26 protein-coding genes are annotated in these 23,698 nt (G+C 50.8%); 21 read left to right on the forward strand and 5 right to left on the reverse strand.

The window, feature by feature from the left end:
* The first annotated feature begins 90 nt into the window (after nucleotides 1-90).
* The 8 genes from hisS to ACEPST_RS12280 all read left to right on the forward strand — a co-directional run bounded on the left by hisS (nucleotide 91) and on the right by ACEPST_RS12280 (nucleotide 9,912).
* Complete coding sequence (gene hisS, locus ACEPST_RS12245; protein WP_204121601.1) at nucleotides 91-1,386, forward strand: histidine--tRNA ligase; 1,296 nt, start codon at nucleotides 91-93, stop codon at nucleotides 1,384-1,386.
* Between the two features lie 25 nt (nucleotides 1,387-1,411).
* Nucleotides 1,412-3,199: an aspartate--tRNA ligase gene (gene aspS, locus ACEPST_RS12250; protein ID WP_204121649.1), complete on the forward strand. Its 1,788-nt coding sequence runs from the start codon at nucleotides 1,412-1,414 to the stop codon at nucleotides 3,197-3,199.
* A gap of 721 nt (nucleotides 3,200-3,920) precedes the next feature.
* Nucleotides 3,921-4,448: a peptide-methionine (S)-S-oxide reductase MsrA gene (msrA, locus tag ACEPST_RS12255; RefSeq protein ID WP_204121602.1), complete on the forward strand. Its 528-nt coding sequence runs from the start codon at nucleotides 3,921-3,923 to the stop codon at nucleotides 4,446-4,448.
* Nucleotides 4,449-4,558: 110 nt separating this feature from the next.
* Nucleotides 4,559-5,434 carry a YitT family protein gene (locus ACEPST_RS12260; RefSeq protein ID WP_125762790.1) on the forward strand — a complete coding sequence of 292 codons (876 nt, stop codon included), beginning with the start codon at nucleotides 4,559-4,561 and terminating at the stop codon, nucleotides 5,432-5,434.
* A gap of 329 nt (nucleotides 5,435-5,763) precedes the next feature.
* Nucleotides 5,764-6,912, forward strand: a complete 1,149-nt coding sequence (locus ACEPST_RS12265) for a CDP-glycerol glycerophosphotransferase family protein (RefSeq protein WP_239064527.1) — start codon at nucleotides 5,764-5,766, stop codon at nucleotides 6,910-6,912.
* Between the two features lie 20 nt (nucleotides 6,913-6,932).
* Nucleotides 6,933-7,742 carry an ABC transporter permease gene (locus tag ACEPST_RS12270; protein WP_125762786.1) on the forward strand — a complete coding sequence of 270 codons (810 nt, stop codon included), beginning with the start codon at nucleotides 6,933-6,935 and terminating at the stop codon, nucleotides 7,740-7,742.
* A gap of 20 nt (nucleotides 7,743-7,762) precedes the next feature.
* Nucleotides 7,763-8,983: a CDP-glycerol glycerophosphotransferase family protein gene (locus ACEPST_RS12275; RefSeq protein ID WP_204121604.1), complete on the forward strand. Its 1,221-nt coding sequence runs from the start codon at nucleotides 7,763-7,765 to the stop codon at nucleotides 8,981-8,983.
* A complete protein-coding gene (locus ACEPST_RS12280; protein WP_204121605.1) occupies nucleotides 8,983-9,912 on the forward strand; it encodes a deoxyribonuclease IV in 930 nt (309 codons plus the stop codon). Before ACEPST_RS12275 ends, ACEPST_RS12280 begins: the two co-directional genes overlap by 1 nt.
* Nucleotides 9,913-9,978: 66 nt before the next feature.
* Here the strand turns inward: ACEPST_RS12280 and ACEPST_RS12285 are convergent, their stop codons facing one another.
* On the reverse strand, nucleotides 9,979-10,806 hold the full coding sequence (locus tag ACEPST_RS12285; RefSeq protein ID WP_125762776.1) for a pyruvate, water dikinase regulatory protein: 828 nt from the start codon (nucleotides 10,804-10,806) through the stop codon (nucleotides 9,979-9,981).
* A gap of 181 nt (nucleotides 10,807-10,987) precedes the next feature.
* Here ACEPST_RS12285 and rpsU point away from each other — a divergent pair, with 181 nt between their 5' ends.
* Nucleotides 10,988-11,176, forward strand: a complete 189-nt coding sequence (gene rpsU, locus ACEPST_RS12290; RefSeq protein WP_011667518.1) for a 30S ribosomal protein S21 — start codon at nucleotides 10,988-10,990, stop codon at nucleotides 11,174-11,176.
* 106 nt (nucleotides 11,177-11,282) lie between these two features.
* Here rpsU and ACEPST_RS12295 read toward each other — a convergent pair whose 3' ends face one another.
* Nucleotides 11,283-12,314, reverse strand: coding sequence for a zinc-binding alcohol dehydrogenase family protein (locus ACEPST_RS12295; protein WP_204121650.1), 1,032 nt, complete (start codon nucleotides 12,312-12,314; stop codon nucleotides 11,283-11,285).
* 188 nt (nucleotides 12,315-12,502) lie between these two features.
* Between ACEPST_RS12295 and ACEPST_RS12300 the strand changes: the two genes are divergently transcribed.
* From ACEPST_RS12300 to recO, 7 genes are all read left to right on the forward strand, one after another.
* Entirely contained in the window at nucleotides 12,503-12,949 is a 447-nt protein-coding gene (locus ACEPST_RS12300) for a GatB/YqeY domain-containing protein (protein WP_203638064.1), read from the forward strand.
* 386 nt (nucleotides 12,950-13,335) lie between these two features.
* The gene (locus ACEPST_RS12305; protein WP_204121606.1) at nucleotides 13,336-13,815 is read left to right on the forward strand and encodes a GNAT family N-acetyltransferase; all 480 of its coding nucleotides are present in this window, start codon (nucleotides 13,336-13,338) and stop codon (nucleotides 13,813-13,815) included.
* A 169-nt stretch (nucleotides 13,816-13,984) separates the two neighbouring features.
* A complete protein-coding gene (locus ACEPST_RS12310; RefSeq protein WP_204121607.1) occupies nucleotides 13,985-14,971 on the forward strand; it encodes a PhoH family protein in 987 nt (328 codons plus the stop codon).
* Nucleotides 14,971-15,459 carry an rRNA maturation RNase YbeY gene (gene ybeY / locus ACEPST_RS12315; RefSeq protein WP_203645569.1) on the forward strand — a complete coding sequence of 163 codons (489 nt, stop codon included), beginning with the start codon at nucleotides 14,971-14,973 and terminating at the stop codon, nucleotides 15,457-15,459. The genes ACEPST_RS12310 and ybeY overlap by 1 nt, the downstream gene beginning before the upstream one ends.
* Nucleotides 15,437-15,841: a diacylglycerol kinase family protein gene (locus tag ACEPST_RS12320; protein ID WP_203638070.1), complete on the forward strand. Its 405-nt coding sequence runs from the start codon at nucleotides 15,437-15,439 to the stop codon at nucleotides 15,839-15,841. The genes ybeY and ACEPST_RS12320 overlap by 23 nt, the downstream gene beginning before the upstream one ends.
* 9 nt (nucleotides 15,842-15,850) lie before the next feature.
* On the forward strand, nucleotides 15,851-16,756 hold the full coding sequence (gene era, locus ACEPST_RS12325) for a GTPase Era (RefSeq protein ID WP_125762762.1): 906 nt from the start codon (nucleotides 15,851-15,853) through the stop codon (nucleotides 16,754-16,756).
* Nucleotides 16,757-16,770: 14 nt separating this feature from the next.
* Entirely contained in the window at nucleotides 16,771-17,562 is a 792-nt protein-coding gene (recO, locus tag ACEPST_RS12330; RefSeq protein ID WP_204121608.1) for a DNA repair protein RecO, read from the forward strand.
* Between the two features lie 523 nt (nucleotides 17,563-18,085).
* On the opposite strand, the gene ACEPST_RS12335 is transcribed toward recO, so the two are convergent.
* The 3 genes from ACEPST_RS12335 to ACEPST_RS12345 all read right to left on the reverse strand — a co-directional run bounded on the left by ACEPST_RS12335 (nucleotide 18,086) and on the right by ACEPST_RS12345 (nucleotide 20,121).
* A complete protein-coding gene (locus ACEPST_RS12335; RefSeq protein WP_204121609.1) occupies nucleotides 18,086-18,910 on the reverse strand; it encodes a hypothetical protein in 825 nt (274 codons plus the stop codon).
* A gap of 16 nt (nucleotides 18,911-18,926) precedes the next feature.
* Nucleotides 18,927-19,364, reverse strand: coding sequence for a hypothetical protein (locus ACEPST_RS12340; RefSeq protein ID WP_204121610.1), 438 nt, complete (start codon nucleotides 19,362-19,364; stop codon nucleotides 18,927-18,929).
* 340 nt (nucleotides 19,365-19,704) lie between these two features.
* Nucleotides 19,705-20,121 (reverse strand): cytidine deaminase family protein, encoded by a 417-nt coding sequence (locus tag ACEPST_RS12345; RefSeq protein ID WP_204121611.1) that lies wholly within the window; start codon nucleotides 20,119-20,121, stop codon nucleotides 19,705-19,707.
* Nucleotides 20,122-20,345: 224 nt separating this feature from the next.
* On the opposite strand from ACEPST_RS12345, the gene ACEPST_RS12350 reads away from it, so the two are divergent.
* The 5 genes from ACEPST_RS12350 (at nucleotide 20,346) to ACEPST_RS12370 (ending at nucleotide 23,695) form a co-directional block, all read left to right on the forward strand.
* The gene (locus tag ACEPST_RS12350; protein WP_204121612.1) at nucleotides 20,346-21,137 is read left to right on the forward strand and encodes a hypothetical protein; all 792 of its coding nucleotides are present in this window, start codon (nucleotides 20,346-20,348) and stop codon (nucleotides 21,135-21,137) included.
* The gene (locus ACEPST_RS12355) at nucleotides 21,130-21,792 is read left to right on the forward strand and encodes a hypothetical protein (protein WP_204121613.1); all 663 of its coding nucleotides are present in this window, start codon (nucleotides 21,130-21,132) and stop codon (nucleotides 21,790-21,792) included. The genes ACEPST_RS12350 and ACEPST_RS12355 overlap by 8 nt, the downstream gene beginning before the upstream one ends.
* Nucleotides 21,793-21,803: 11 nt before the next feature.
* Entirely contained in the window at nucleotides 21,804-22,430 is a 627-nt protein-coding gene (locus tag ACEPST_RS12360) for an ATP-binding cassette domain-containing protein (protein ID WP_204121614.1), read from the forward strand.
* Nucleotides 22,427-22,978: a hypothetical protein gene (locus tag ACEPST_RS12365; RefSeq protein WP_204121615.1), complete on the forward strand. Its 552-nt coding sequence runs from the start codon at nucleotides 22,427-22,429 to the stop codon at nucleotides 22,976-22,978. Before ACEPST_RS12360 ends, ACEPST_RS12365 begins: the two co-directional genes overlap by 4 nt.
* Before the next feature lie 291 nt (nucleotides 22,979-23,269).
* The gene (locus ACEPST_RS12370; protein WP_203645595.1) at nucleotides 23,270-23,695 is read left to right on the forward strand and encodes a MarR family winged helix-turn-helix transcriptional regulator; all 426 of its coding nucleotides are present in this window, start codon (nucleotides 23,270-23,272) and stop codon (nucleotides 23,693-23,695) included.
* Nucleotides 23,696-23,698 lie beyond the last annotated feature (3 nt).

Below are 23,698 nucleotides of genomic sequence, written 5' to 3' on the forward strand. Positions count from 1 at the left end.
ATTTAAAAGGTGGTACCGTGCATACCTGCGCCCTTGTCTATTGACAGGGGCGTTTTTTATTTTCTGTGGGTGCAGGAAGGGAGAATGCTCATGCGTTATCAACGACCAAAGGGAACGGCGGACATCTTACCAGGAGACTCAGAAACCTGGCAGTTCGTCGAGGCCACCGCGCGCCAGTTGTTTGCTAATTACCGCTTCAAAGAAATTCGGACGCCAATGTTTGAAAACTTTGAAGTCTTTTCACGGACTTCCGGGGATACCTCGGACATCGTGACCAAGGAAATGTACGACTTTAAGGATAAGGGGGATCGGCATTTATCCTTGCGGCCAGAAGGAACGGCCGGTGTGGTTCGGGCATTTGTTGAAAATAAACTTTACGGCCCCGAAACGCAGAAGCCTTACAAGGTCTACTACATGGGCCCCATGTTCCGTTACGAACGGCCCCAATCAGGTCGGCAACGGCAATTCCATCAAATCGGGGTGGAAGCCTTCGGTAGTGACGCGCCCGAACTGGACGTCGAAGTCATTGCTTTAGGGATGAACCTGTTGAGCAAGCTGGGTCTGAGCCACTTACGGTTAGCGTTGAACACGTTGGGTGACAAACCTAGCCGAGACGCTTACCGTCAAGCCTTGATTGACTTCTTGGAACCCCACTTTGATGAATTGAGTGACGACTCCAAGGTCCGCTTACACAAGAACCCACTGCGGGTCCTCGACAGCAAGGACAAGCACGACCAAGAAATCGTGGCCGATGCACCGTCTATCCTGGACTTCCTGACGCCGGAAGCCACGGCCCACTTTGACCAAGTCAAGGCGAGCCTGGACGCTTTAGGCATCGACTACGACGTTGATGCCACCATGGTTCGGGGGTTGGATTACTACAACCACACCATCTTTGAAATCATGGCCGATTCACCAGCCTTAGGTGAAGGTTACACGACCGTCTTGGCCGGTGGCCGGTACAACGGGTTGGTCGCTGAGTTGGGTGGCCCTGAGATGTCCGGTGTCGGCTTTGGTCTGGGTGTTGAACGCCTGGTCTTACTGATGCAGGCCGAAAAGGTTGCCATTCCAAATGATCACCCCTTAGACGTTTACGTCGTGGGTATCGGTGACCAGACGTCCTTAGAGACGTTGAAATTGGTTCAAGCCATTCGTGCCGCTGGATTGACCGCTGACCGCGATTACCTGAGCCGCAAGCCTAAGGCCCAGTTCAAGACGGCTAACCGTTTGGATGCCGCCTACACCTTGACCATTGGGGATCAGGAATTAGTCGATCAAACGGCCAACCTGAAGTCCATGGCGACGGGGGAAGAAATCAGCGTGCCATTAGCTGACATTTATCAAGATTTTCAAAACGTCGTGGCAACCAAGTTCACGGCAAAATAAAAGAGGGAAAGACATGGAAAAGAATTTGAAACGCACCACATATGCCGGTTTAGTCGACGAACAATACCTCGACCAAACCGTTGTCTTAAAGGGTTGGGTGCAAAAGCGCCGGAACCTGGGTGGCCTGATCTTTATCGATCTGCGCGACCGCGAAGGCATTGTGCAATTGGTCTTCAGTGAAGAATACAACAAGGACTCTTTGGAAGTCGCTGAACATTTACGGAGCGAATACGTCATCGAAGTGCAAGGTCAAGTCGTTGCACGGACGCCTAAAGAAGTTAACCCCGACATGAAGACGGGAAAGGTTGAAGTCCGGGTCACCGGCATCAACCTCCTGAACAAGTCCAAGGAATTACCATTTGAAATCAAGGATGGCGTGAACGCCTCTGACGATTTGCGGTTACAATACCGTTACCTGGACTTACGTCGGCCAGAAATGCAAAAGGGCCTGTTACTGCGGAACCGGATCGTCCAATCCGTCCACAGTTACTTTGATCAAAACGGCTTCATCGACATCGAAACGCCAGATTTGACCAAGTCCACGCCAGAAGGGGCCCGGGACTACCTGGTACCTTCACGGATCTACCCAGGTCACTTCTACGCCTTGCCACAATCCCCACAATTGTTTAAGCAATTGCTGATGGGTTCTGGCTTTGACCGTTACTACCAAATCGCCCGTTGCTTCCGTGACGAAGATTTGCGTGGGGACCGTCAACCTGAATTTACCCAGATTGACTTGGAAACGTCCTTCTTAACGGCCGAAGAAATCCAAGACCTGACTGAAGGCCTGATTGCCAAAGTTATGAAGGATACGTTAAACGTGGACGTCAAGCTGCCATTCGAACGGATGGACTGGGACGACTCCATGGCACGCTTTGGGACCGACCAACCTGACGTGCGTTTCGGGATGGAATTAAAGGACCTGTCTGCCATCATGGCCAACACCGACTTTAAGGTCTTCTCTGGTGCCGTTGCTGACGGCGGCCAAGTTAAGGCTATCGCCGTTCCGGGTGGTGCTGACAAGTACAGCCGGAAGGATATCGACAAGTACGGCCAATACATCGAACGCTTCGGCGCTAAGGGCTTGGCTTGGATGAAGGTTACCGACGACGGCTTCAGCGGTCCTATTGCGAAGTTCTTCAAGGAAGGCGACTGGTTCAAGCAGATTACCGAAGCCACCGGCGCCAAGAGTGGCGACCTGTTGCTGTTCGCTGCCGACTCCAAGCGCGTGGTTGCTCAAACGTTGGGTTACCTGCGGGTCGCTATCGCCAAGGAACAAGACATGATCGACCAAAACAAGTGGGCCTTCCTCTGGATCGTCAACTGGCCATTGTTCGACTACGATGTCGACTTGAAGCGGTGGGTTCCTGCCCATCACCCATTCACGATGCCTGCTGAAGGGGATGCGCACTACCTGAACGACGGCGAAGACCCACACAAGGCCTACGCTCAAAGTTACGACATCATCTTAAACGGTTTGGAATTAGGTGGGGGCTCCATCCGGATCCACACCCGTGAACTCCAAATGAAGATGTTGAAGGCCTTAGGCTTTACGCCAGAACGTGCTGAAAAGCAATTTGGTTTCTTACTAAAGGCCTTGGATTACGGGTTCCCGCCTCATGGTGGTCTGGCCATTGGGTTGGATCGGTTTGCCCGCTTGCTGGCTAAGCGCGACAACATCCGCGACGTGATTGCCTTCCCTAAGAACTCGAAGGCCACGGAACCAATGACCGAAGCCCCATCCGTGGTTGCTGACAAGCAATTGCTGGACCTGGACTTACTCGTCGCCAAAAAGGACGAAACGGAAGAATAAGCAATTTGCGGATAGTCGCCTGCGACAGCTAGGCATTCCGCCTGTGGGGTCCACCCGAAGCCAAAGGGCGGTCTTCGGGTTCGACTTGAAGCCTGACTCAAACCGTCAGTCTCCAAGGTCGACCAGTCACGTAAGCCGGCACAAAACGCCGACTAACGTGACACGCACAGGTCTCCATGCCTAGCCGTCTCCGGCTATCGCAAATGGCTTAAGCTTCGGTTAGCTTGGTGGGAGTCATCTGTTTAATTTCTGCCGAATCTAAACAAAAATAGTTTATACGGGACTCATCCTTACCTTTAAGGTAGGCGGTGGGTCCCGTTTTCTATTACTGTGTAGCTTGAGATATCAGTGGTAATGTAAAAATATTATCCGTCATTAACTAGAGTAGGTGGATAGCAGAACGGAAACACAACTGGTTCAACCCATTGTCAAAATAAATAATCCCTATCAGTGACCAGAGGTGGGCCAAGATGGACAGCTGTGTCGGTGTTGTTGGCTGGGGTCCTTTCCCAGCCTAGAACACGGGACGACCTTTGAGACCGGTTTTGGGGCTCAAAGGCGAGGTGCAGGACCGTTCCTCAGGCCGGAACCGTTCCCCACAGCAGGCCGTCTTGAGCCCACCGCCGGGAACGAACAGCAATTATTTATTTTCAGACCAAGGGGTTGACCCGCTGGTGAAAAAGCGGTGTAATTGATAACATTAGAAAATGGAGTGATTATGATGAGTGAAATTGAAACGGCAACATTTGCTGGCGGCTGTTTTTGGTGCATGGTCCGGCCGTTTGACACCTTCCCAGGAATTCAAAAAGTGCTATCCGGCTACACCGGTGGAACCGTTGCCAACCCGACCTATGAACAGGTGAAGAGCCAAACGACCGGGCACACTGAGGCCGTGAAAATCTGGTTTGACCCCAGCGTCGTGAGCTATCGGCAACTGGTTGAGTTGTATTGGCAACAAACTGATCCTACCGATGATGCCGGGCAATTTCAGGACCGCGGCAGCAATTACCGGCCCGTCATCTTCGTCAATAGTGCGGAGCAGGCGCAAATTGCGCGCGATTCTCGGGACGCCCTGCAACAACGTGAACAGTTCGACAAGCCTATTGTGACGCAGATTCAGGTCGTTCAACCCTTCTATCCGGCGGAAGAACGTCACCAACAATTTTATAAGAAGAATCCGGAGCGCATGGCGCAAGAAGAAGCTGGCGGTCGTGAAGCATTTATCAAGCAACACTGGCAAGAAGATTAGAAGTCGCTAAAAGCTGGCTTTTGCCGTGGCCGGAACGCTAATTAAATGCTATACTAAGCCGAGCATAGTGTGAAGTATGACAAAAAATAAGCGAGGTCGAGTATTAAATCATGGATGATGTGCAGCAGTTGTTTAAACGGCATACCTATACGGCCAAGTTCTCCGTCGCGTTCTTCTACGGGGTTCTGGTGTCGATTGCGGTGAACTTTTTCTGGACGCCGGGACATATTTATTCTTCCGGGGTTACCGGGTTAGCGCAGTTAGTCAACAGTTTAACGGCGGGGTTGGGGGCGTTTCACATTACGACGGCCCTCGGGCTGTTTCTGATCAACATTCCCATGTTTTTCCTAGCTTGGAAACAAATTGGTAAGTCTTTTACGGTCTTTACGTTCATTTGTGTCCTGTTCGCGTCCGTGATGATCCGGGTCATCCAACCGGTCCATTTGACCAGTGATCCCATCATCTGTGCCATCTTTGGTGGGGCCGTCAACGGATTCGGGACCGGATTTGCCTTGAAAAATGGGATTTCAACCGGTGGGCTGGATATCATCGGTATCGTGCTCCGGCGTAAAACGGGTCGCAGCATGGGGACCATCAACATTGCCTTTAACAGTTTGATCGTCATCAGTGCCGGCTTCGTTTACGGCTGGCCATACGCGCTGTATTCTGCGCTGGGTCTGTTCGTGAACGCCAAGGTCATCGATATGACATTTACCCGTCAACAGCGGATGCAGGTCATGGTCATTACCGACCGGCCTAAGACGGTGATCGACAGTATTCAAAACCATATGCGGCGGGGAATTACGATTGTCCACGGCGCTGAAGGAGCCTACCGGCACGACGAGAAGACCATTTTGTTCACGGTCATTACCCGTTACGAAATGGATGCGCTGGAAACGGCGATGGAAGAAGCCGATCCAAAGGCCTTCGTCAGTATCTCGGATACGGTTAAGGTTCTGGGACACTTCTACGAACCTAAGTGGTAAAGTTTACGGAAAGTCTGGACGAGGGTCCGGGCTTTTTTAATTGGCAGCTTTTTTGGGGGAGATGACTGCACAGGTTGCGGGTTAGAGTAAATATCAGCTAGTCGCATGCCTCACAATTAAATGAGCTGGCTGATGAAAATTACTAGCTGTATCAGTGACCACCGCCGGCCACCTTGAGCCCACCGCCGGGAGCGAAAGGTGGAACACCATTTTCATCAGCTAAAAGGGCAAAGTATTAAAGGTTCGTAAAATTCTCTAGGTTATCCCAGTAGATGTGGTATAATTCTCGGTGTTATGGACAGCGAAATCTAGTGATATTGGTGATTAACGTGAAAGAGATTTATTTATGGTTAGTACGACTGATGTCGCTACTCTGGTCGGGGCGACGGCAACGTGACGTGGTCTACCTGATGAGTTTCGGTGACAACGTCCCGTTTATCAAGGCGCTAGCGGCAGGTATGCCGGCTGACCGGCAACTGTTGGTCTTTTATCGACCCAGTTGTCAGGCGGCCGCAGACGAGCTGGCAGCGACGGGTATCATGGTTCGACCGTTTACGGACGGCCTAGGCTTTGTGTTCACTGGCATTAGCCAGGTGATGCGGGCCCGGGTGTTGTTTTGCGACAACTATTACGCCTTCTTAGGCGGTTTACGGCATCCCCGACGCATGCGCATCGTTCAGATGTGGCACGCCGCGGGGGCGGTGAAGCGCTTTGGGTGGGATGATCCCACCACGGTAGACCGTTCGGCCAGTGATCAACGCCGTTTTCAAGCGGTTTACGATCAATTCGACGAGTACGTGGTCGGGGCGCCGGCCATGGGACAGGTGTTTGCGAGCAGCTATCGGGCACCGCTGGACCGGATGCAGGTCCTGGGGTATCCTCGGTCTGATCGTTTACAAGACGCCAACTGGGTGGCACAGACCCAGCAGCGGGTTTGGCAAGAACTGCCAGCCTTAAAGGGGCACCGCGTGATCTTGTATGCACCAACTTACCGGGAGGGCGTGACCTTCACACCACCCAAAGGGTTAGCCCAAGCGCTACGGTGTGATCCGGATGCCCGGGTCGTGCTCAGGTTACATCCGGCGTTGGCAACCAAAGCGGAAGACTTCCAGCGGCAATTGGGTGCGCAGGGCGTCGACGCGGCGGGCTTGTCCACGGCGGAACTGTTAACGGTGACCGAAACGTTGGTCACGGATTATTCATCGGTGGCGTTTGACTACAGTTTGTTGGCCAACGCCCATAGCTTACTGTTTTACCTATTTGATTTACCAGCCTACCAGCAGGATCCGGGTGTGCAACCGGACTTGCTGGACTGGCTACCGGGCCCGGCCTTAACGACCAACGCCCAACTGGCAGCGGCCATCCAAGCGGATGCCGCTACCGAGCTTACCCAATTCAATCAACATTGGAATAGTGCCAACGACGGCCACGCGACTGAACGTGTGGTTGCCCGTTACGTCGCACTATTATCCGATTAAAGTTAAAGGAGTGCAGTGCCTTGAAAGAGGTCATGACCTTATTTAAAGAACAATTCTCGAGTATCGGAATTATTTTCCGAATTTCTCGCTACGAGGATCAAGCAAGTTATCAGAGTCACTACTTAGGTTTAGCCTGGGAATACTTATACCCGTTGATTCAAATCGCTATTTACTGGTTAGTCTTCGGGGTTGGGTTGAAGCATGGTCAACCGTTAAATGGGGTCGGTTACCTCCCTTGGATGGTTATCGGGATCACGCCATGGTTCTTCATGAACCGGGCCACGTTGGATGCCTCTAAGAGTATCTACCAACGGGTCAACATGGTGGCCAAGATGAAGTTCCCAGTGTCCGCACTGCCAACAATCAAGGTCGTCAGCAACCTGAGTTCCTTCTGGACCATGATGGTCTTCTCCATCTTTATTGGCCTGTTAAATGGGGTCTACCCAAGTGTTTCTTGGTTCCAATGGATCTACTACTTCTTCGCCATGATCTGCTTGCTGGTTGCCTTAGGGGTCCTGAACTCCTGCATTAGCTTGCTGGTCCGGGATTACCACATCCTGCTACAATCCGTCATGCGGATGTTATTCTACGTGTCTGGCGTGCTGTTCAACTTCGTTACCACGTCATTCCCAGCACCATTCGTCCACTTATTGGAACTGAACCCGTACTATTACATCGTTAATGGGTTCCGGGAATCCTTTATCGGGACCGGTTGGTTCTGGCAACATCCAATGTTGACCTTGGAATTCTGGTTATTCGTCATCTTCGTTCTGCTGATTGGTTCTCACTTGCACTACAAGTTCCGGTCACGGTTCGTTGACTTAATTTAATTTGAAAGGAGCAACCTCAAATGGCTAAAGGTTCACACGGATTCGTCCAGTCATTGAAGCTTGTTGCTCGCTATGGGCTCATCGTCTTGAACGGTGGGCTTATTTGTTTACCCATCAAGCGGCGACAAGTGATTTTTGAAAGTTTTAACGGCAAGGATATCAACGACAATCCGGCAGCGATTTACCGCGAATTGGTCAAGGAACACCCCGACTATGCGCACACGGCTTACTTTAGCGTCAAGCCCAGAGAATTCGCGGGCCTGCATGCGAAATACCCGGAGATCAATCTGGTCAAGCGTTTCACGCCGCGGTGGGTCGCCCTGATGGCGCGGGCAGAGTTTTGGGTCCTGAATTCACGGTTACCCAACTGGTGGCACCAGAACCGCCACACGACCGTCATTCAGACCTGGCACGGGACCCCGCTGAAAAAGTTGGGCGCAGACATTGCCCACGTGGCGATTCCTGGGACCAGCACGGCGGACTATCATCACGAATTTATCACGGCAGCGCATCGCTGGACCTACTTGATTGCGCCGAACCAGTATTCACAGGATATTTTCAAATCGGCCTTCGGATTTAAAAACCAGTTTCTGTCGATTGGGTACCCCCGAAATGATGTGCTCTACACAACGAGTCAAGACGAGGTATCAGCCCTGAAGCAACGCCTGTTGGGTGCCGTGAACGGGCCCGTCGTGACCTACGCACCAACCTGGCGCGATGACATGGCGGTGCGTCCGGGGGTGTATCGCTTTGACCTGCCATTTGATTTGGATGAGTTCTTCAACCACGTACCAGCGGGAACGCACCTGATCATTCGGCCCCATTATTTGGTCAAGGACGCCATCGATATCCGCGGTTATGAAGACCGGGTGACCGTGTTGGCCGAGACCGATATTGCTCAGCTTTACCTGATCTCCGACCTCTTGATCACGGACTACTCCTCGGTCATGTTTGACTTCGCTAATCTGAAACGACCGGAACTGTTCTTTGCCTATGACCTGGCGCATTACCGCGACCAGCTCCGCGGTTTTTACTTTGATTATGAACGGGAAATTCCGGGGCCGCTTGTGACGACGGCTGTGGCCTTTTACCAGCAACTCGATGGTTGGCGGGAGACCGGCGCCTTTGCCGGCTATGAAGAACGCCAGGCCGCGTTCTATCACAAATTTTGTGAGTGGGAAGATGGCACGGCTAGTCGGCGCGTCGTTGACGTCATCAGTCATGAAAGGAAAGGTCACTAATGACAGAATTTTTAATCGGTTCACACGTGAGCATGAAGGGTAAGGACATGTTGCTGGGATCGGCCCAAGAGGCTGCCAGCTTTGGCGAAAATGTCTTTATGATCTACACGGGGGCGCCCCAGAACACGCGGCGCAAACCTATTGACGAGCTGAATATTGACGCGGGGAAGGCCTACATGGCGGACCACCAGCAACGGGCCGTCGTTGTGCACGCGCCCTACGTGGTGAACCTAGGCAACACGACCAAGCCGCAGAACTATGGCTTTGCCGTGGAATTTCTGACGGCGGAGGTCCACCGCGCCGCCGCCCTGGGGGCCACCCAAATCGTCCTGCACCCGGGTGCACACGTGGGCGCCGGTCCCGCCGCAGCCATTGCGCAGATTGCCCAGGGACTTGATGAAATCCTGGCCGCGGCCACGGAACCCGTGCAGTTTGCGCTGGAGACCATGGCGGGTAAGGGCACCGAGGTCGGTCGGACCTTTGAGCAGCTGGCGGCCATCATGGACGCAACCAGTCATAACGACCGGTTGTCGGTGTGCTTTGACACCTGTCATACCAGCGATGCGGGTTACAACATTGCCGGGGACTTTGACGGCGTGCTCAACGAATTTGACCACGTTATCGGGCTGGATAAGCTCAAGGTGATCCATTTGAACGATTCCAAGAATCCCCAAGGCAGTCACAAGGACCGTCACACCAACATCGGTTACGGGACGCTGGGCTTTGACGTCTTAAATGGCGTGGCTCATCATCCCCAACTGACGACGGTGCCCAAAATCATGGAAACGCCAGTGATTGGTCCGGACCGCAAGCACGGCGTCAATCCCCACGGCTATGAAGTCGCCATGCTCAAGGCGCAACGGTTCAATCCGGACCTGGAAGCCGATGCGTTGGCGGCCAAGCCGGTCGATGAATTTTTAAAGCGTTAATCAAAAAAGCTGCGATTTCACCTCCACACTGAGTGGGAATGAAATCGCAGCTTTTATTAAATGAGGTTAATCGGCCAGTGGGTGCGGAATCAAATCGTAATCCACACTTTCCATAATCAACGTGGCCGTTTCTTCGATTGATTTGTTGGAGACGTCAATCACTAGGCAGCCAATCTTTTTATAGAGCTTTTGGGCGTAATCCAATTCTTCGGTAATCTTATCCGCATCGGAATAGGCGCTGTCGGCGGGCAACCCGTAAGAGATCATCCGTTCCTGACGAATCTTTCGCAGGATGTTGGGCTTGTTGGTCAGGCCAAAGATCCGCTTGGGGTCGACCTGCCAGAGCTCATCGGGTAACTGCGTCTTAGGCGACAGGGGCAGGTTGGCGACGCGGAGGTTCCGGTTGGCCAGGAAGAGGGACAGCGGGGTCTTAGACGTCCGGGAAACGCCGAGAATCACGATGTCCGCCTTCAGTAGGCCGGTCGGGTCCTTCCCATCGTCGTAGGTCACGGCAAATTCCATGGCCGCGATGCGATCAAAGTAGGTGTCGTTCAAATTGTGGACCAGACCGGGCACACCTTCTGGCTCCAAACCGGTGGCTTGATGCATGACCGCCATGGCTGGTTGAATGCAATCAAACTGCTGTAATAAATTTTTTGCAGCAAATTCGCGGACCCGCTGACTTAATTTTGGACTAACTAACGTGTGAAAAATCATCGCGCGTTGTTTCTTGGCGAGGTTCAAAATGCCATCCAAAATCGAGTCCGTTTGGATGAAGGGGAATCGTTGATAGCTGGCCTGAACCGCGGGGTATTGGGAAACAGCCGTCTGCGCAACGGTGAGGGCGGTTTCACCGGATGAGTCTGAGATAACGAAAATTGTAATCTGTTGCATGGGCGAGCAACTCCTCTGACGTTTTCTTCTAGTGTACCCCGGGAGATAAAACGGTTCAAATTTATTTGCTTGTGTTATTGACGCGGTTTGGGTGTTTATGTATAATAGTTAAGAACCGTTACGCCGGTGGAAGAAATTCTAACCGACGTTATTACTTGTGCTCGGAGGGAGGGAATTTTATATGGCAAAGACAGTCGTTCGCAAAAACGAGTCTTTTGACGACGCTCTTCGGCGCTTCAAACGTACGGTTTCCCGTAGCGGTACTTTACAAGAATACCGTAAACGTGAATTTTACGAAAAACCAAGTGTGAAGAAAAAGTTAAAATCAGAAGCTGCGCGTAAGCGTAAAGCCAAGAAGAAGCGTTTCTAAGCTCTTTTTGCAAAGTTAACAAAAAATCGTTGAACTTAAGGTTCAACGATTTTTTTGTGCACTTTTTGAATAGTTATTCAACGAATGGATGAATACACGAAAATAGTTAGTCAGATCCGCTTTCGTTGGTCAAAACGACCTTCCCAATCATCCGGTTGGATTCGACCAATTCGTGAGCGGTCCGTAAATTAGCAGCATCAATGGGTGATAGGGTCTTGGTCAGGGTCGTGACGATTTGACCGCTGTCGACCAACTGGGCCACGCGCGTCAGAATGTCGTGTTGGCTCAGCATGTCCGGCGTGCCGAAGTAGGACTTGGTGAACATCCACTCCCAGGCGAAGGTCGCGCGCTTTTGCTTCAACGCACGCAGGTCGATGGGCGTGTCACTCCCAGTGATGGACACGATGGACCCACTTGGCGCAATCAGCGACACGATTTCCGGCCAGTGCTGGTTCAGGTTGCTTAACTCTAAAATGTAATCAACGGTCGGGTACCCGAGAGCCTGGACCTGAGGCACCAAATCTTCCCGGTGGTTAACGACGTGATCTGCGCCGTGGTCCTGCGTCCAAGCAATCGTCTCTGGTCGTGAGGCCGTGGCGATGACGGTCAGACCAGCCAGATGGGCGAACTGCGTGGCCATTGAACCGACGCCCCCGGCACCGTTGATGACCAGAATCGTCTTGCCGGCGTTGGCCTGCGGCGTATCGACGTTGATGTGCATTTGTTCAAACAAGGCTTCCCACGCGGTCAGGGATGTCAGGGGCATCGCGGCCATTTCAGCGGGGGATAATTTTTTCGGTGCGGGGCCCACGATGCGTTCGTCCACTAAATGGTACTCACTGTCCGTTCCTGGCCGTTTGAAGGAGCCGGCGTACCAGACGCGGTCGCCGGGCTGAAACAGGCTGACAGCGTCACCCACGGCGTCCACAATGCCGTAAGCATCAAAGCCGAGGACCTTGGGTGCTGGCAACACGCCGGTCGTCCCGCGGCGCACGGCGGTGTCAACGGGGTTGACCGAGGTGGCCACCACCTTGACTAGCAAATCGTGGCCAGTCGGGGTGGGCTTGGGTTCGAAAAACTCGGTCAAGCTAGTGTCGTCTGTAATGGGTAATTTCTGAGTAAAACCAATTGCCCGCATATCTGTCATATTTAAATCGTCCTTTCTTGTCGTTAATTTCAGGATACCATTTCAGTAGTGAATGACAATCATGTTGTCCCGGACCAAGAGGCGGCGAGCGCACAAGCAAAAATTAGCAGTGAATACCTGACGTTCGTTGAAAATAGGTGTAAACTTAATAGTAATTACAACTTTTAGGAGGAAACACAATGAGTTTAGAAACCCAACTCAACACTGATTTAAAGACGGCCATGAAGGCCCACGATAAGCTTTCTTTGAACGTTATCCGGATGATGAAGGCTGCTTTGACCAACGAAAAGGTCAAGCAAGGTCACGACTTAAGCGAAGACGAAGAATTAACGATCGTTTCCCGCGAGTTGAAGCAACGTAAAGAATCCATGGCAGAATTTGCCAAGGGGAACCGCGATGACTTGGTCGAAGGCGTGAAGGCTGAAATCGCCATCGTTGAAAAGTATGCGCCTAAGCAATTGAGCGAAGACGATATTGCAAAGATCGTTGCCGACAGCATTGCCAAGGTCTCCGCTAGCGGCATGGGCGACTTCGGTAAGGTTATGGGCGTTGTCATGCCCCAAGTTAAGGGCAAAGCCGACGGTGCCATCGTTAACAAGACAGTTAAGGCACAGTTAAACAAGTAGGCGCTTGTCGTTTCGTTCCCGGCGGCGGGCTCAAGGTGGCCTGCTGTGGGGAACGGTTCCAGCCTGAGGAGCGGTCTTCCGCCTCGCTTTTGAGCCTGAGAAGCGGTCTCAAAAGTCGTCCCGTGGTCTAAACTGAGAAAATCACTCAGTTAAGGCCACTGACACAGCTGGCCATCTTGGCCCACCTCTGGTCACTGAGACTGGCGCGGACAGTTTAACTGGCTAACCGGTCTTGCCTCTGCTGGCAAAGTTAACTTGTCGGTGAACGCACGAGGTGTAATCTACAAATAAATTAAATTGTTGCTGGTGGCGTTCGTCAGAAAATGCCGCCAATGGGGCCGCTGCGAATTTTTCGTGGGGGCCTTTTTTCTAAGGAGGATGAGGACGTGTTAACCTATGAACGTGTGACCGAGCCGACGTCTGAACAACTAAAGCTAGTATTGCTGGCGGATCCTAACCAAGCGCTGGTCGATGCGTATCTGCCGCAAAGTGCCATCTATGCGGCTAACGATGCGACCGGGCTGGCGGGGATGCTGGTGTTGAAACGGTTTGCGCCTCGCGTGGTGGAGGTCATGGCGATTGCAGTGACCCCCGCTAAGCAGCGCCGTGGCTACGGGCGGGCGCTCCTGACGTTTGCCTATCAGTGGGCGATTGAACATGGTTACCGAACGTTACGCATTGCGACCGGCACGACCAGCCTCACGCAGCTGTATCTATATCAGCAGCAGGGGTTTCGCGTGATTGCGGTGGAACCCGACTACTTTACCCAAAACTATCCGCAAACCATCGTGGAAAACGGGTTGATTTTACGTGATCGGTTGGTCTTAGAGCGGCCCATTCACCTCCCCAAACTGCCGCGTCAGTGACCTGTCACGACTTTTCGCGCCGAATCCTTTTACAATCCCCGGTGGTATGCTAAAATTTGAGTATTAGAAGTCTGCGCTATGTTGGGGGACCGGTGCGCCATTGACCGCTAATGTGGAGACCAGGCACAACGCGAAAGACTTAAAATCTAAAGACAAAGGAGCCACCGTATTGACTGAGAACGCAACGATTGAAAAAGAGTATATCTTGGAACGCCCTGAGGACGAAGTCGGCCTGTTGGGGACCCAAGATCAGTTTGTCACCATCCTGGAAGAGGGGCAAAATGTTGTCATCAAGCCCTTCGGCAATTCAATCAAAGTCTCTGGTGCGGCTGAGGCCGTCAACCAAACGCTGGCTATTCTACGCAACATGAGTGACCTGTTGGCCAAAGGCATCAAGTTAAATAGTGCCGACGTCATCAGTGCCATGAAGATGGCAAATAAGGGGACCTTGACTTATTTCAAGGATTTTTACACTGAAAAATTAATTAACGATGCCAAGGGTCGTGCGGTGCGGGCCAAGAACTTTGGCCAACGCCAGTACATCGATTCCATCAAGCATAATGATATTACCTTCGGCATTGGGCCTGCCGGGACCGGGAAGACTTACCTGGCCGTGGTCATGGCCGTGGCGGCGTTAAAGCACGGGGATGTGGAAAAACTGATCATTACCCGGCCAGCCGTTGAAGCCGGTGAAAGCCTGGGGTTCCTGCCTGGGGACTTGAAGGAAAAGGTTGACCCCTACCTGCGGCCAATCTACGATGCCTTGTACGCCATCCTGGGTGCCGAACACACGACACGCTTGATGGACCGCGGTGTCATTGAAATTGCGCCACTGGCCTACATGCGTGGGCGGACGTTGGAGTCGGCCTTCGTCATTTTGGATGAAGCCCAAAACACGACGAACATGCAGATGAAGATGTTCCTGACGCGGCTGGGCTTTGGCTCAAAGATGATTGTCAACGGGGATATCTCCCAGATTGACCTGCCAAACAATGCCAAGTCCGGATTAGTTCAGGCCCAACACATCTTGCAAAACGTGCCACACATCAACTTTGTGACCTTTAACTCGGATGACGTTGTCCGTCACCCCGTGGTTGCGCGCATCATTAACGCTTACGAAGCCAACGATACTAAACCAAATGGAGCTAAAAAATAATGGATCTAGAGATTTACGATAAAACCCAAGATGGCGTGCCCGCAAAGCACGTCGACATGATCAAAGACGTTCTGGAATATGCCGGGAAGTACCTGAAGCTGGCAGAAAATACGGAAATGTCCGTCACCTTAATGAACAACGAAGATATTCACCGCATTAACAAGCAGTACCGCGGGGTCGACCGGGCCACCGACGTCATCAGTTTTGCGATTGAAGACGGCGAGGACGCGGACGATGATTTTCCGTTGGTCATGGATGATGAAATGGCCGCCGAGATTCCCGAAAACATTGGGGATATCTTCGTGTCCATGGATAAGGTTGAAGAACAAGCGGAGTACCTGGGCCATTCCTACGAACGGGAACTTGGTTTTCTCGTGGTCCACGGCTTCCTGCATTTGAACGGCTACGACCACATGGAGCCTGCAGATGAGAAGGTCATGTTCAAGCTCCAGGCCGACATTTTAGATGCCTATGGCCTCAAGCGGTAAGCCTACCCGGCAAACGGGGAAAAATCGCGCCTTTAGCCAGTCGTTAGGCCATGCGTGGGATGGTCTGCGAGCGCTCTTTCATTATGAGCGTAACTTTCGGAAGCACTTGGTCGTGGGGAGCCTGGCTGTGATTGCCGGGCTCATCTTGCGGCTGAGTCTAAACGAGTGGTTGTGGCTCGTCCTGGCCATCTTCTTGGTGTTGATTGCGGAAACGCTCAATACCATTGTGGAGGCCGTCGTTGACCTGGTCGTGGGGGAAACTTACCATGACTTGGCGAAACGGGCGAAGGACGTGGCAGCAGGTGGGGTCTTGATGGCCGCCATCTTTGCCGTCATCGTCGGCGCGTTAGTGATGTTGCCAGCGTTAGTGCGTTGGTTCTAGGAGGAAAATATGGATAATCCAGATTACAAATCAGGTTTCGTCGCCATTGTTGGGCGGCCAAACGTGGGTAAGTCAACGTTTTTGAACCGGGTGATCGGCCAGAAAATTGCCATCATGTCAAACACGGCCCAAACGACGCGGAACAAGATTCAAGGCATCTACACGACGGATGAGGCGCAAATCGTCTTCATCGATACGCCCGGGGTTCACAAGCCTAAGAGTAAGCTGGGCGACTACATGGTGCAGTCAGCCATGTCCGCGTTAAACGAAGTCGATGCCGTTTTGTTCATGGTCAACGCCGCTGAAAAGCGGGGGGCCGGGGATAACTTTATCATCGATCGTTTAAAGAACGTCAAGGCCCCCGTTTACCTGTTGATCAACAAGATCGACCAGGTTAAGCCGGACGACCTGTTGCCCGTGATGGAACAATACCAAACGGCGCTGGACTGGAAGGCCGTTTACCCCATCTCAGCCCTCGAAGGGAACAACGTTGACGAGCTGTTGACGGGGTTAGTCGACCACATGCCAAATGGGCCACAATACTACCCAGCTGACCAAGTAACGGATCACCCGGAACGGTTCGTGGTTAGCGAATTGATTCGGGAAAAGATCTTCATGTTAACGCGTGAGGAAGTGCCACATTCAGTTGCCGTGGAAATCGAAAGCATGAAGCAAAAAGACGAGGACCACGTGCACATCGAAGCCACGATCATCGTGGAACGACCAACGCAAAAGGGAATCATGATCGGTAAGGGCGGTAGCATGCTTAAGAAGATTGGAACCATGGCCCGTCAAGACATCGAACACCTGCTGGGGAGTAAGGTTTACCTCCAGTTGTGGGTCAAGGTGCAACCTAACTGGCGTGACAAGGCGACCCTGCTGAAGAGCTACGGGTACCGCAAGGACGATTTATAAACTAGAAAGTGGGGATGGCTGTGGCACGAAACGTGACTGATTTTCACGGCATCCTCCTTTTTCGCCGGGACTATGCCGAACGGGATTTCCTGATCAAGTTTTTAACGGCGGAGTTTGGTAAGAAAATGTTTCTGGTGCGTGGCGCCAAGAAAAAGGGCTTCAAGATGGTGGCGGATATCTTGCCGTTCACGGTCGGCAGTTACGTCGGTGATATTGCCGACGATGGGCTGTCGTACATCCGCACGGCCAGAGAGACCAACCAGTATCAAAATATTAGTGGCGACATTTTTAAAAATGCCTATGCCACCTATATCATGAGCCTGGTCGATCAGGCGTTTCCGGACAGCCAACCGCTGCCAGACTGGTATCACCGGGTTCAGCGTGCACTGACCCTAATCGACGATGGGGTGAACCCGTCCATTGTCACCAACATCATGGAAATTCAGTTGATGCCGGCCTTTGGGGTTGCGCCGCAGTTACAGGGGTGTGCTATTTGTGGGCGGACTGATCTGCCATTTGACTACTCGGAAAGCTACGGGGGGCTGCTGTGCCAGCAACATTGGCAAATGGACCCACGGCGCTTGCACCTGGCCCAACGCACGATTTATTATTTGCGTCAGTTCTCCGTGATTGACTTGGACCGAGTCCATTCAATCAACGTGAAACCGCAGACGGAGCATGCGCTGCGCCAGCTGATGGATGAAATCTATGATAGTCAGATTGGGGTGCATCCTAAGAGCAAACGGTTCTTGGATCAGATGCAGTCATGGTCAGCCCGCCTGATGACGCCACCTACGACGGACTAAACGGGGCTGGTGAAAACTGGGCCTGGTCGCGTCCGTTCCCGGCGGCGCGCTCAAGGGGCCTGGCTATGGGGCCGGATCCAGCCAAAGAGCGGGCTTCCACCTCAACTTTGAGCCGAAAGGCGGTCTCAAAGGTTGTCCCGTGAACTAGGCTGGAAAAGAACTCCAGCCAAGGTCACCGACACAGCCAGGCACCTTGGCGCGCCTCTGGTCACTCCCACGACCGGCCCAGTTTCCCCAGCCCTGCGGCTGACATGGGTTTAGCCCATCGGCTGGGGGGTTGTGGTAGGTGGTATCGTCGGAGCGACAATGTTAAATTTAAAAAGAAACACAAAAATACCGTTCAGGTTTTCCTTTTGGAAAATTCTGAACGGTATTTTTTGTTTTCACCTGAAAGGTTTCACAGCCAGTGAGTGTGTTTCAGGCACTTTCGTTTACCCCTGCATAATATCATGCTAAGGGTGTTCAATCAATGATTATCCCTTATTCTAAGCCGGATTATAGCCATTTTATTTGATAAAAGAAATTAGTTGGCGTCCGGGTTGTGATAACGAAGGCTGAAAATGTGGTGACTATTGAGGCTAACCTTATTGTTATCAAGGGCGGCTTGACCATTAACAACAAATGCGTTGGTTACCGACTTAGTCGAGTGCGGCTTGATTACAATGGATTTATGAGTGTAATTTTTCTTAACTGTACTACCATGGTAAGTCACATGAAACTTTTTGAAATTAATGCGATACTTTTTTCCTGAAGTGTTCTTAATTTTAAGCTTTGCACCTGTTTGAACGTTGTTGAAACTAGTGTACTTTTTGCTGGGAAAATATCGACCGCTAATTTTAACCGACTTTTGCCCAGTGTAATTATGTGTTTTCTTAGCAGAGGACTTGACCGAATTGGCTTTTTTGGCAGTTTTCTTATAAAAATAAAGTGAAGAGTAGCCGCCTTGGCTATAGCTTGGAATCAGTTCGCGTAAAGCAGTCTTGCCATTGCGATGTACGCGCTTGAATTCACCGGTATCATCGGTTGCATACTTACCTAACACCCAGTAACCGGAATGAACGGCATTGCTACTGACATCAAGAATACTGTGATTGGCATAAGGTGCTTTTTTCTTACCAGAAAGGGTTTCAGAGCTAATCTTTTTTGACCCTCTATAATACGAGGTGTGTAGAGTATATTTTGTGATTTTTAAGTTGTACTTATTGCGTCCCTTTTTCTGAACCCAACTACCTCGTAATGATTTCGGCGTTGTTGTGTGATGAAAGCTAGCTTGTGCAGTTGTTGGCACAGTTAGAAACAGGGCGGTAGTAGCGATGATGCTGGTTAAGATGACGACAGGCTTTTTCATTGATTATTCCCCCGAATTATTTGAATAAGTAATGGACGGTCGGTTTGGCGGAACTATAGTTGTTCGAACGTAACTTAAGTCCATGTTTACCATTGTGCTTAACAGACTTCAGTTCGAATTCTAAATCTGTCGCATAGGCACCTAAGCTCCAATAGCCAGTGTAGAGCTTGCTACGTTTGATATATAGTTCCTGATGCCCGTTAGTTTTTTTCTTGGTACTAATTTTGGTGCTATTTTGTTTCTTACCATGCTGATAAACCGTTTGATTTAAAGTGTTTTTGGTTATTTTTAACTTGTAGCTGAATTCTTTGTCGTGATAATGCCAAGTCCCACGTAGCTTTTTAGGTGTTGCTTTGTAAGTCTTGGTTTGTGCATTAACGGAAGGTACGGCAACGCCGCCGATTGCTAATCCAGTGGTAACAGCTAAGGTTGATATGAGTAATTTTGACTTCATTATGTAGAGCTCCTCATAAATAATAGTGTTTAGATTGATTGATAAGATTAATTATAGTATTTACCCACTGTTAAGTAAATATTCAATTCGGCGTTATATGACATGTGTAATTGATAGTGTTGCAGTTTTTGATAGATAAGCAAAGTGAGGGATGATTAGCCGCTTGGATTTAAATTGAAGGTGACGCGGGATCCTAAGCACTGACTGGAAACGATTTTTAAGTTTTAACGATTGGAAACTAGTTTTCAACTATATTTGAGGATTGCGTTAAAAGTCTTTCAACAGAAAATACCGTTCAGCTTCTCCATTGGAAAATTCTGAACGGTATTTTTTGTATACGCTAACTTGTCTTGATATCGCCCCACCAGTCTGGGAGGAGGTCATCGAGGGTGACGGTCCGCCTGGTCGCGTAGTCGGCCATGATCTGGGTGTGGCGGTTGTTGGGTGAAAACTGCAAGAGAGTTTCGCGACAAACACCACAGGGCATGCCACTGATGCCGGTTGGCGGCGCGTCACGAAAGGCGATTAGGCGTTGGACTTCCGTTTCGCCACTGGTCGTGTACATGCTGAGTAACGCGACCCGCTCAGCGCAAAGGTTGAGGGTGCCAGACAGGCCCTCGATACAAAATCCTGTGAAAATTTGGCCAGACTTACTTTGCAACGCACAGACCACGTTGTGCGCATAGATAAACTCATTGACGGCTTCCGGGTGGTAGAGCGGTTTCGCCGCCTGGTAGAGCTGTTCCCAAATGTCCAAAAGAGGCCACCTCCCAGTAAAATTAAGATTAAATTTAGCACAAACCAATCGTTAGCACAGAATAGTTGGCGGGTGGATGCTCAATTCGTAAAATCAATATGAGAAATAGTCTCTTAGTGGGTGGATATGATTAAGGTAGGCGATTGTCTTTCGGCATGCTATTCTGGAGATACGCTTTTTAGAAAATGACCGGCAAGTGTTGGTGGTCACTGGGGGAGACTAATTTGGGGATGATTTGGCACCGCTTAAACCGACGCTGGCTCATCGTGGCGTTTGGACTGGCGGTTAGTTTGGCGATGGGACAATTCTTGCAGAAGTTGTCTCAAATAAGTGGGCACAATCCGTTCTTTTTGTCGCCCTATACGGAGTGGATCGGGATTGATAATTTTAGTGCACTTGCGATGGCGTATTATCTCTTGCTACCGCTATTGGCAGTGTTGCCGGTGGGGAGTTTGTTGCAACAGGATCTGCGCAATGGCTTTCATTACCAGTTGCGGATGAAACGGTCGGTAAAAGCAATTTTCCGGGGATATTTTGGCTGGTCGTTTATTTTAGGCGGTTTGGTCGTGAGTGGGCCGTTAGTCATGAACTTGCTGGCTTATTTACTAGTCCTGCCAAATTTACAGCCAGATAATCTCCTACATAGCAACGTTTTAGTGGTTCATGATAATACGATCAATGTGGGGTTGTACTATGCGCATCCGTTCTGGCATGCGCTGTTGTCGATTGGCCTGGTCTTTGTCTGGGGCGCCTTGTTGTCGTGCCTGGTCACGGGCCTAAGCTTTTTTACGACTAAGCCGTTTGTGGCGTTCGGGAGTATGGTGTTCGGACAGATTGGCCTGCTGATGGTGGACGCCTTCAACTGGTTGCCTCACAGTTTGGCACCCGCTAATCTGTTGAAGGAATCGGCTAATGCCAGTGTGAAAGGACTAACGTTGGTGCTCCTGACGTTAGGTTTAGGTGTTGTCACTCTGGGGGTGATGACAGTTGGCTGGCGGCGATACCTTTATGCGTAGACTCTGGCGACAACAGTCTCACCAGTTGCGGTTGCGTTGGCGTAGCAGTAGTTTGATCATTTTGAGCATGAGCCTCTTTGTAGCGGCCCTGCTACGAGAAACGTTTCAACCAGGGGTAACCGCACCCACTGTTTATGCCTATCTGTTTAACAGTCGGCTCTTCAGTACGATCTATTTGCCTCTTTGTTTGATGGCGAGCCTCAGTTTATTTGACTATCGGTTACTGGATTATGGTCGCGTTGGTCGCAAACGGGTTTGGTTTTGGCAATTGTTGAACCAAAATGGCATCATGCAGGGGATGCTATGGGGACTGTGGACGGGCAGTCTATTATGTCGAAGTTATTTTTTAGGTCACTGGGCGGCTGTAAAAGTTGTCCTGTGGGGATGCTTACAATTAGGTATGCATCAAGGATTCTTTGTCACCCTCAGTCTGATTTTGTACTGGTCATTGCGCAAAAAGATTATGGCCATACTAGGTATCTGGTTGTTGGAAGTGGTCAGCTTAGATTTACTACAGCAACCAGCCTCGCCATTTTTTAAGTACACGCACTTGGCTCCATTTGGCAGTCATTGGCCAGCTGCTTTAGTCGTATGCTTGGGCTGGGGAGTGGCGATTATAGCGTTATGTTGGCTGATTGATTGGCGCGATAGCTAAGGGGGAAGAGCATGGCACTTATTCAAATGAAAAATGTGAGCAAACACTTCGACCACCAGCCAGTCTTACGAGACGTTTCATTGGAAATTGAAGCGGGCGCAATCACGGCGCTGACGGGCATTAACGGTTCTGGCAAGACGCTCATCTTAAAAGCCATGCTAGGCTTGATGAAAGCGCAAGGGACTATCAGGGTCAAACAAACACCCATCAAGGTCGGTCAAGTTTATCCGATAACGGCAGGAATCATGATTGAGACTCCCAGTGTACTCCCAGAGTTTTCGGCGTTGACTAATCTGCAATTGATTGCTGATCTGATACCGGGCGTGACAGAGGGTGAGCTGCTAGACCTATTAACGGAATTTGACTTGCCGACTTCGCATTCTGCTAAGGTGCGCCACTTTTCACTAGGGATGAAGCAAAAATTGGGAATTGCCCAGGCTGTCTTAGGGAAAAGTGAGCTGATTGTCTTGGATGAGCCCACGAATGCATTGGACGCGGCTAGCATTAAAAAGTTAATTGCCTACATAAAACAATTACAAGCCGGTGGGAGCACGCTGGTGATTGCCTCACATGATCAGGCTTTCGTGGCCGCCGTGGCGGATCAACAGCTACGGGTTGAAGCGGGGACCATTGGATGATGAAAAAACGACAGCGTTTTATTGGAGGATTGCTGATAATTGTCGGTTTAATTCTAGGGGGTGCTTGGCAATTTCAACGAGTAAATCGCGGTGTGACGACCAAGCCAGTGGTCGAGCAAGTTGTTCAGCCGCATCAATGGAGCGGCAGCCGGAAAGCTCAGTTCAAAATGCTGACGGCTACGCAGCGGACAGTTACAGACGGTAAGGAAGTCACGCTGCACTTATTAATGCAGTCGATAAAACCAGCTAACTACGGTTTTCACGCCAATAATTTAAATATGATTGAAAATATGTGGCTAAACATCCCATATAGCATCAGTAATCAATCGCGCGGCATGCAACATCCCAATGGACGGTATTACACAGAGAAGGAATGGCGGCAGCCGTCGGTGAAAGATGTGACGTTGCGCTTCCTGGTGATTCCTAACAGCTATCGACAACGCCAACAATCTGCGCGTTTTAGCTTCCTGGTCCCGGAACGTTCAGATCAGTTTGTGAAGTACTCTGTGCTATTGAACCTGGATCATGATGGCTCTGTTTTGGCCTAGCGAATGGAGAATTTGACTATCGTTGGATGGAAAGAAGATGGCGCCCTCAGAAATCGAGGGCGCCATTTTCTTTTTGATCTGTATTTTAATTGGGTCCGGAATATTTAGCTGTCACCCTTCAAGCTTTAGCTGGTGAAGGGTGACGCCACAAGCAACGAGAACCTGTTTTAGCAAACCTACAATGGATGAGTTTCCTTTCTAGCTGTTTTCACAGTTGAACCATCCATAGAAAACAAATACTCACTTTCAAAATAATACAGCTAGCTGTATAATAATCAGTGAGGTGATGACATGAACAGTGACCAATTGGTTTCTTGGAAATTAGTTTTGTTGGGGCGACAGATTCGCCACCAACGAAATCTCTTTGTCCGGAACCTATCGTTAACGAGTGCGCAAGCGGATGCCCTTCGATTCTTTACGGACCATCCCGCGGGAACGATTACGGATTTCAAAGAACAACAGCAGGTGACCCACCAGACAGCTCGACTCATGGTTAAACGCCTGGTCGACCGACAGCTGTTAGTCTTACAACCGAATCCTGCTGATGGCCGAGCCAAGTTGGTTGCGTTAACGCCAGCTGGGCAGGACAAGCTTCAACAGTTAAATGCGCACATCAAGACGACCAGTCAGGCGTTATTTACCGGGTTCACGCCCGCCGAGCAGCAACAATTATTGGCGATGCTCGGTCGGATCGGTCAAAATTTGGAAAGGAACTGAGGT

This window comes from Levilactobacillus sp. FUA 3915 (assembly GCF_044053135.1).
Lineage (GTDB): Bacteria > Bacillota > Bacilli > Lactobacillales > Lactobacillaceae > Levilactobacillus > Levilactobacillus lanxiensis.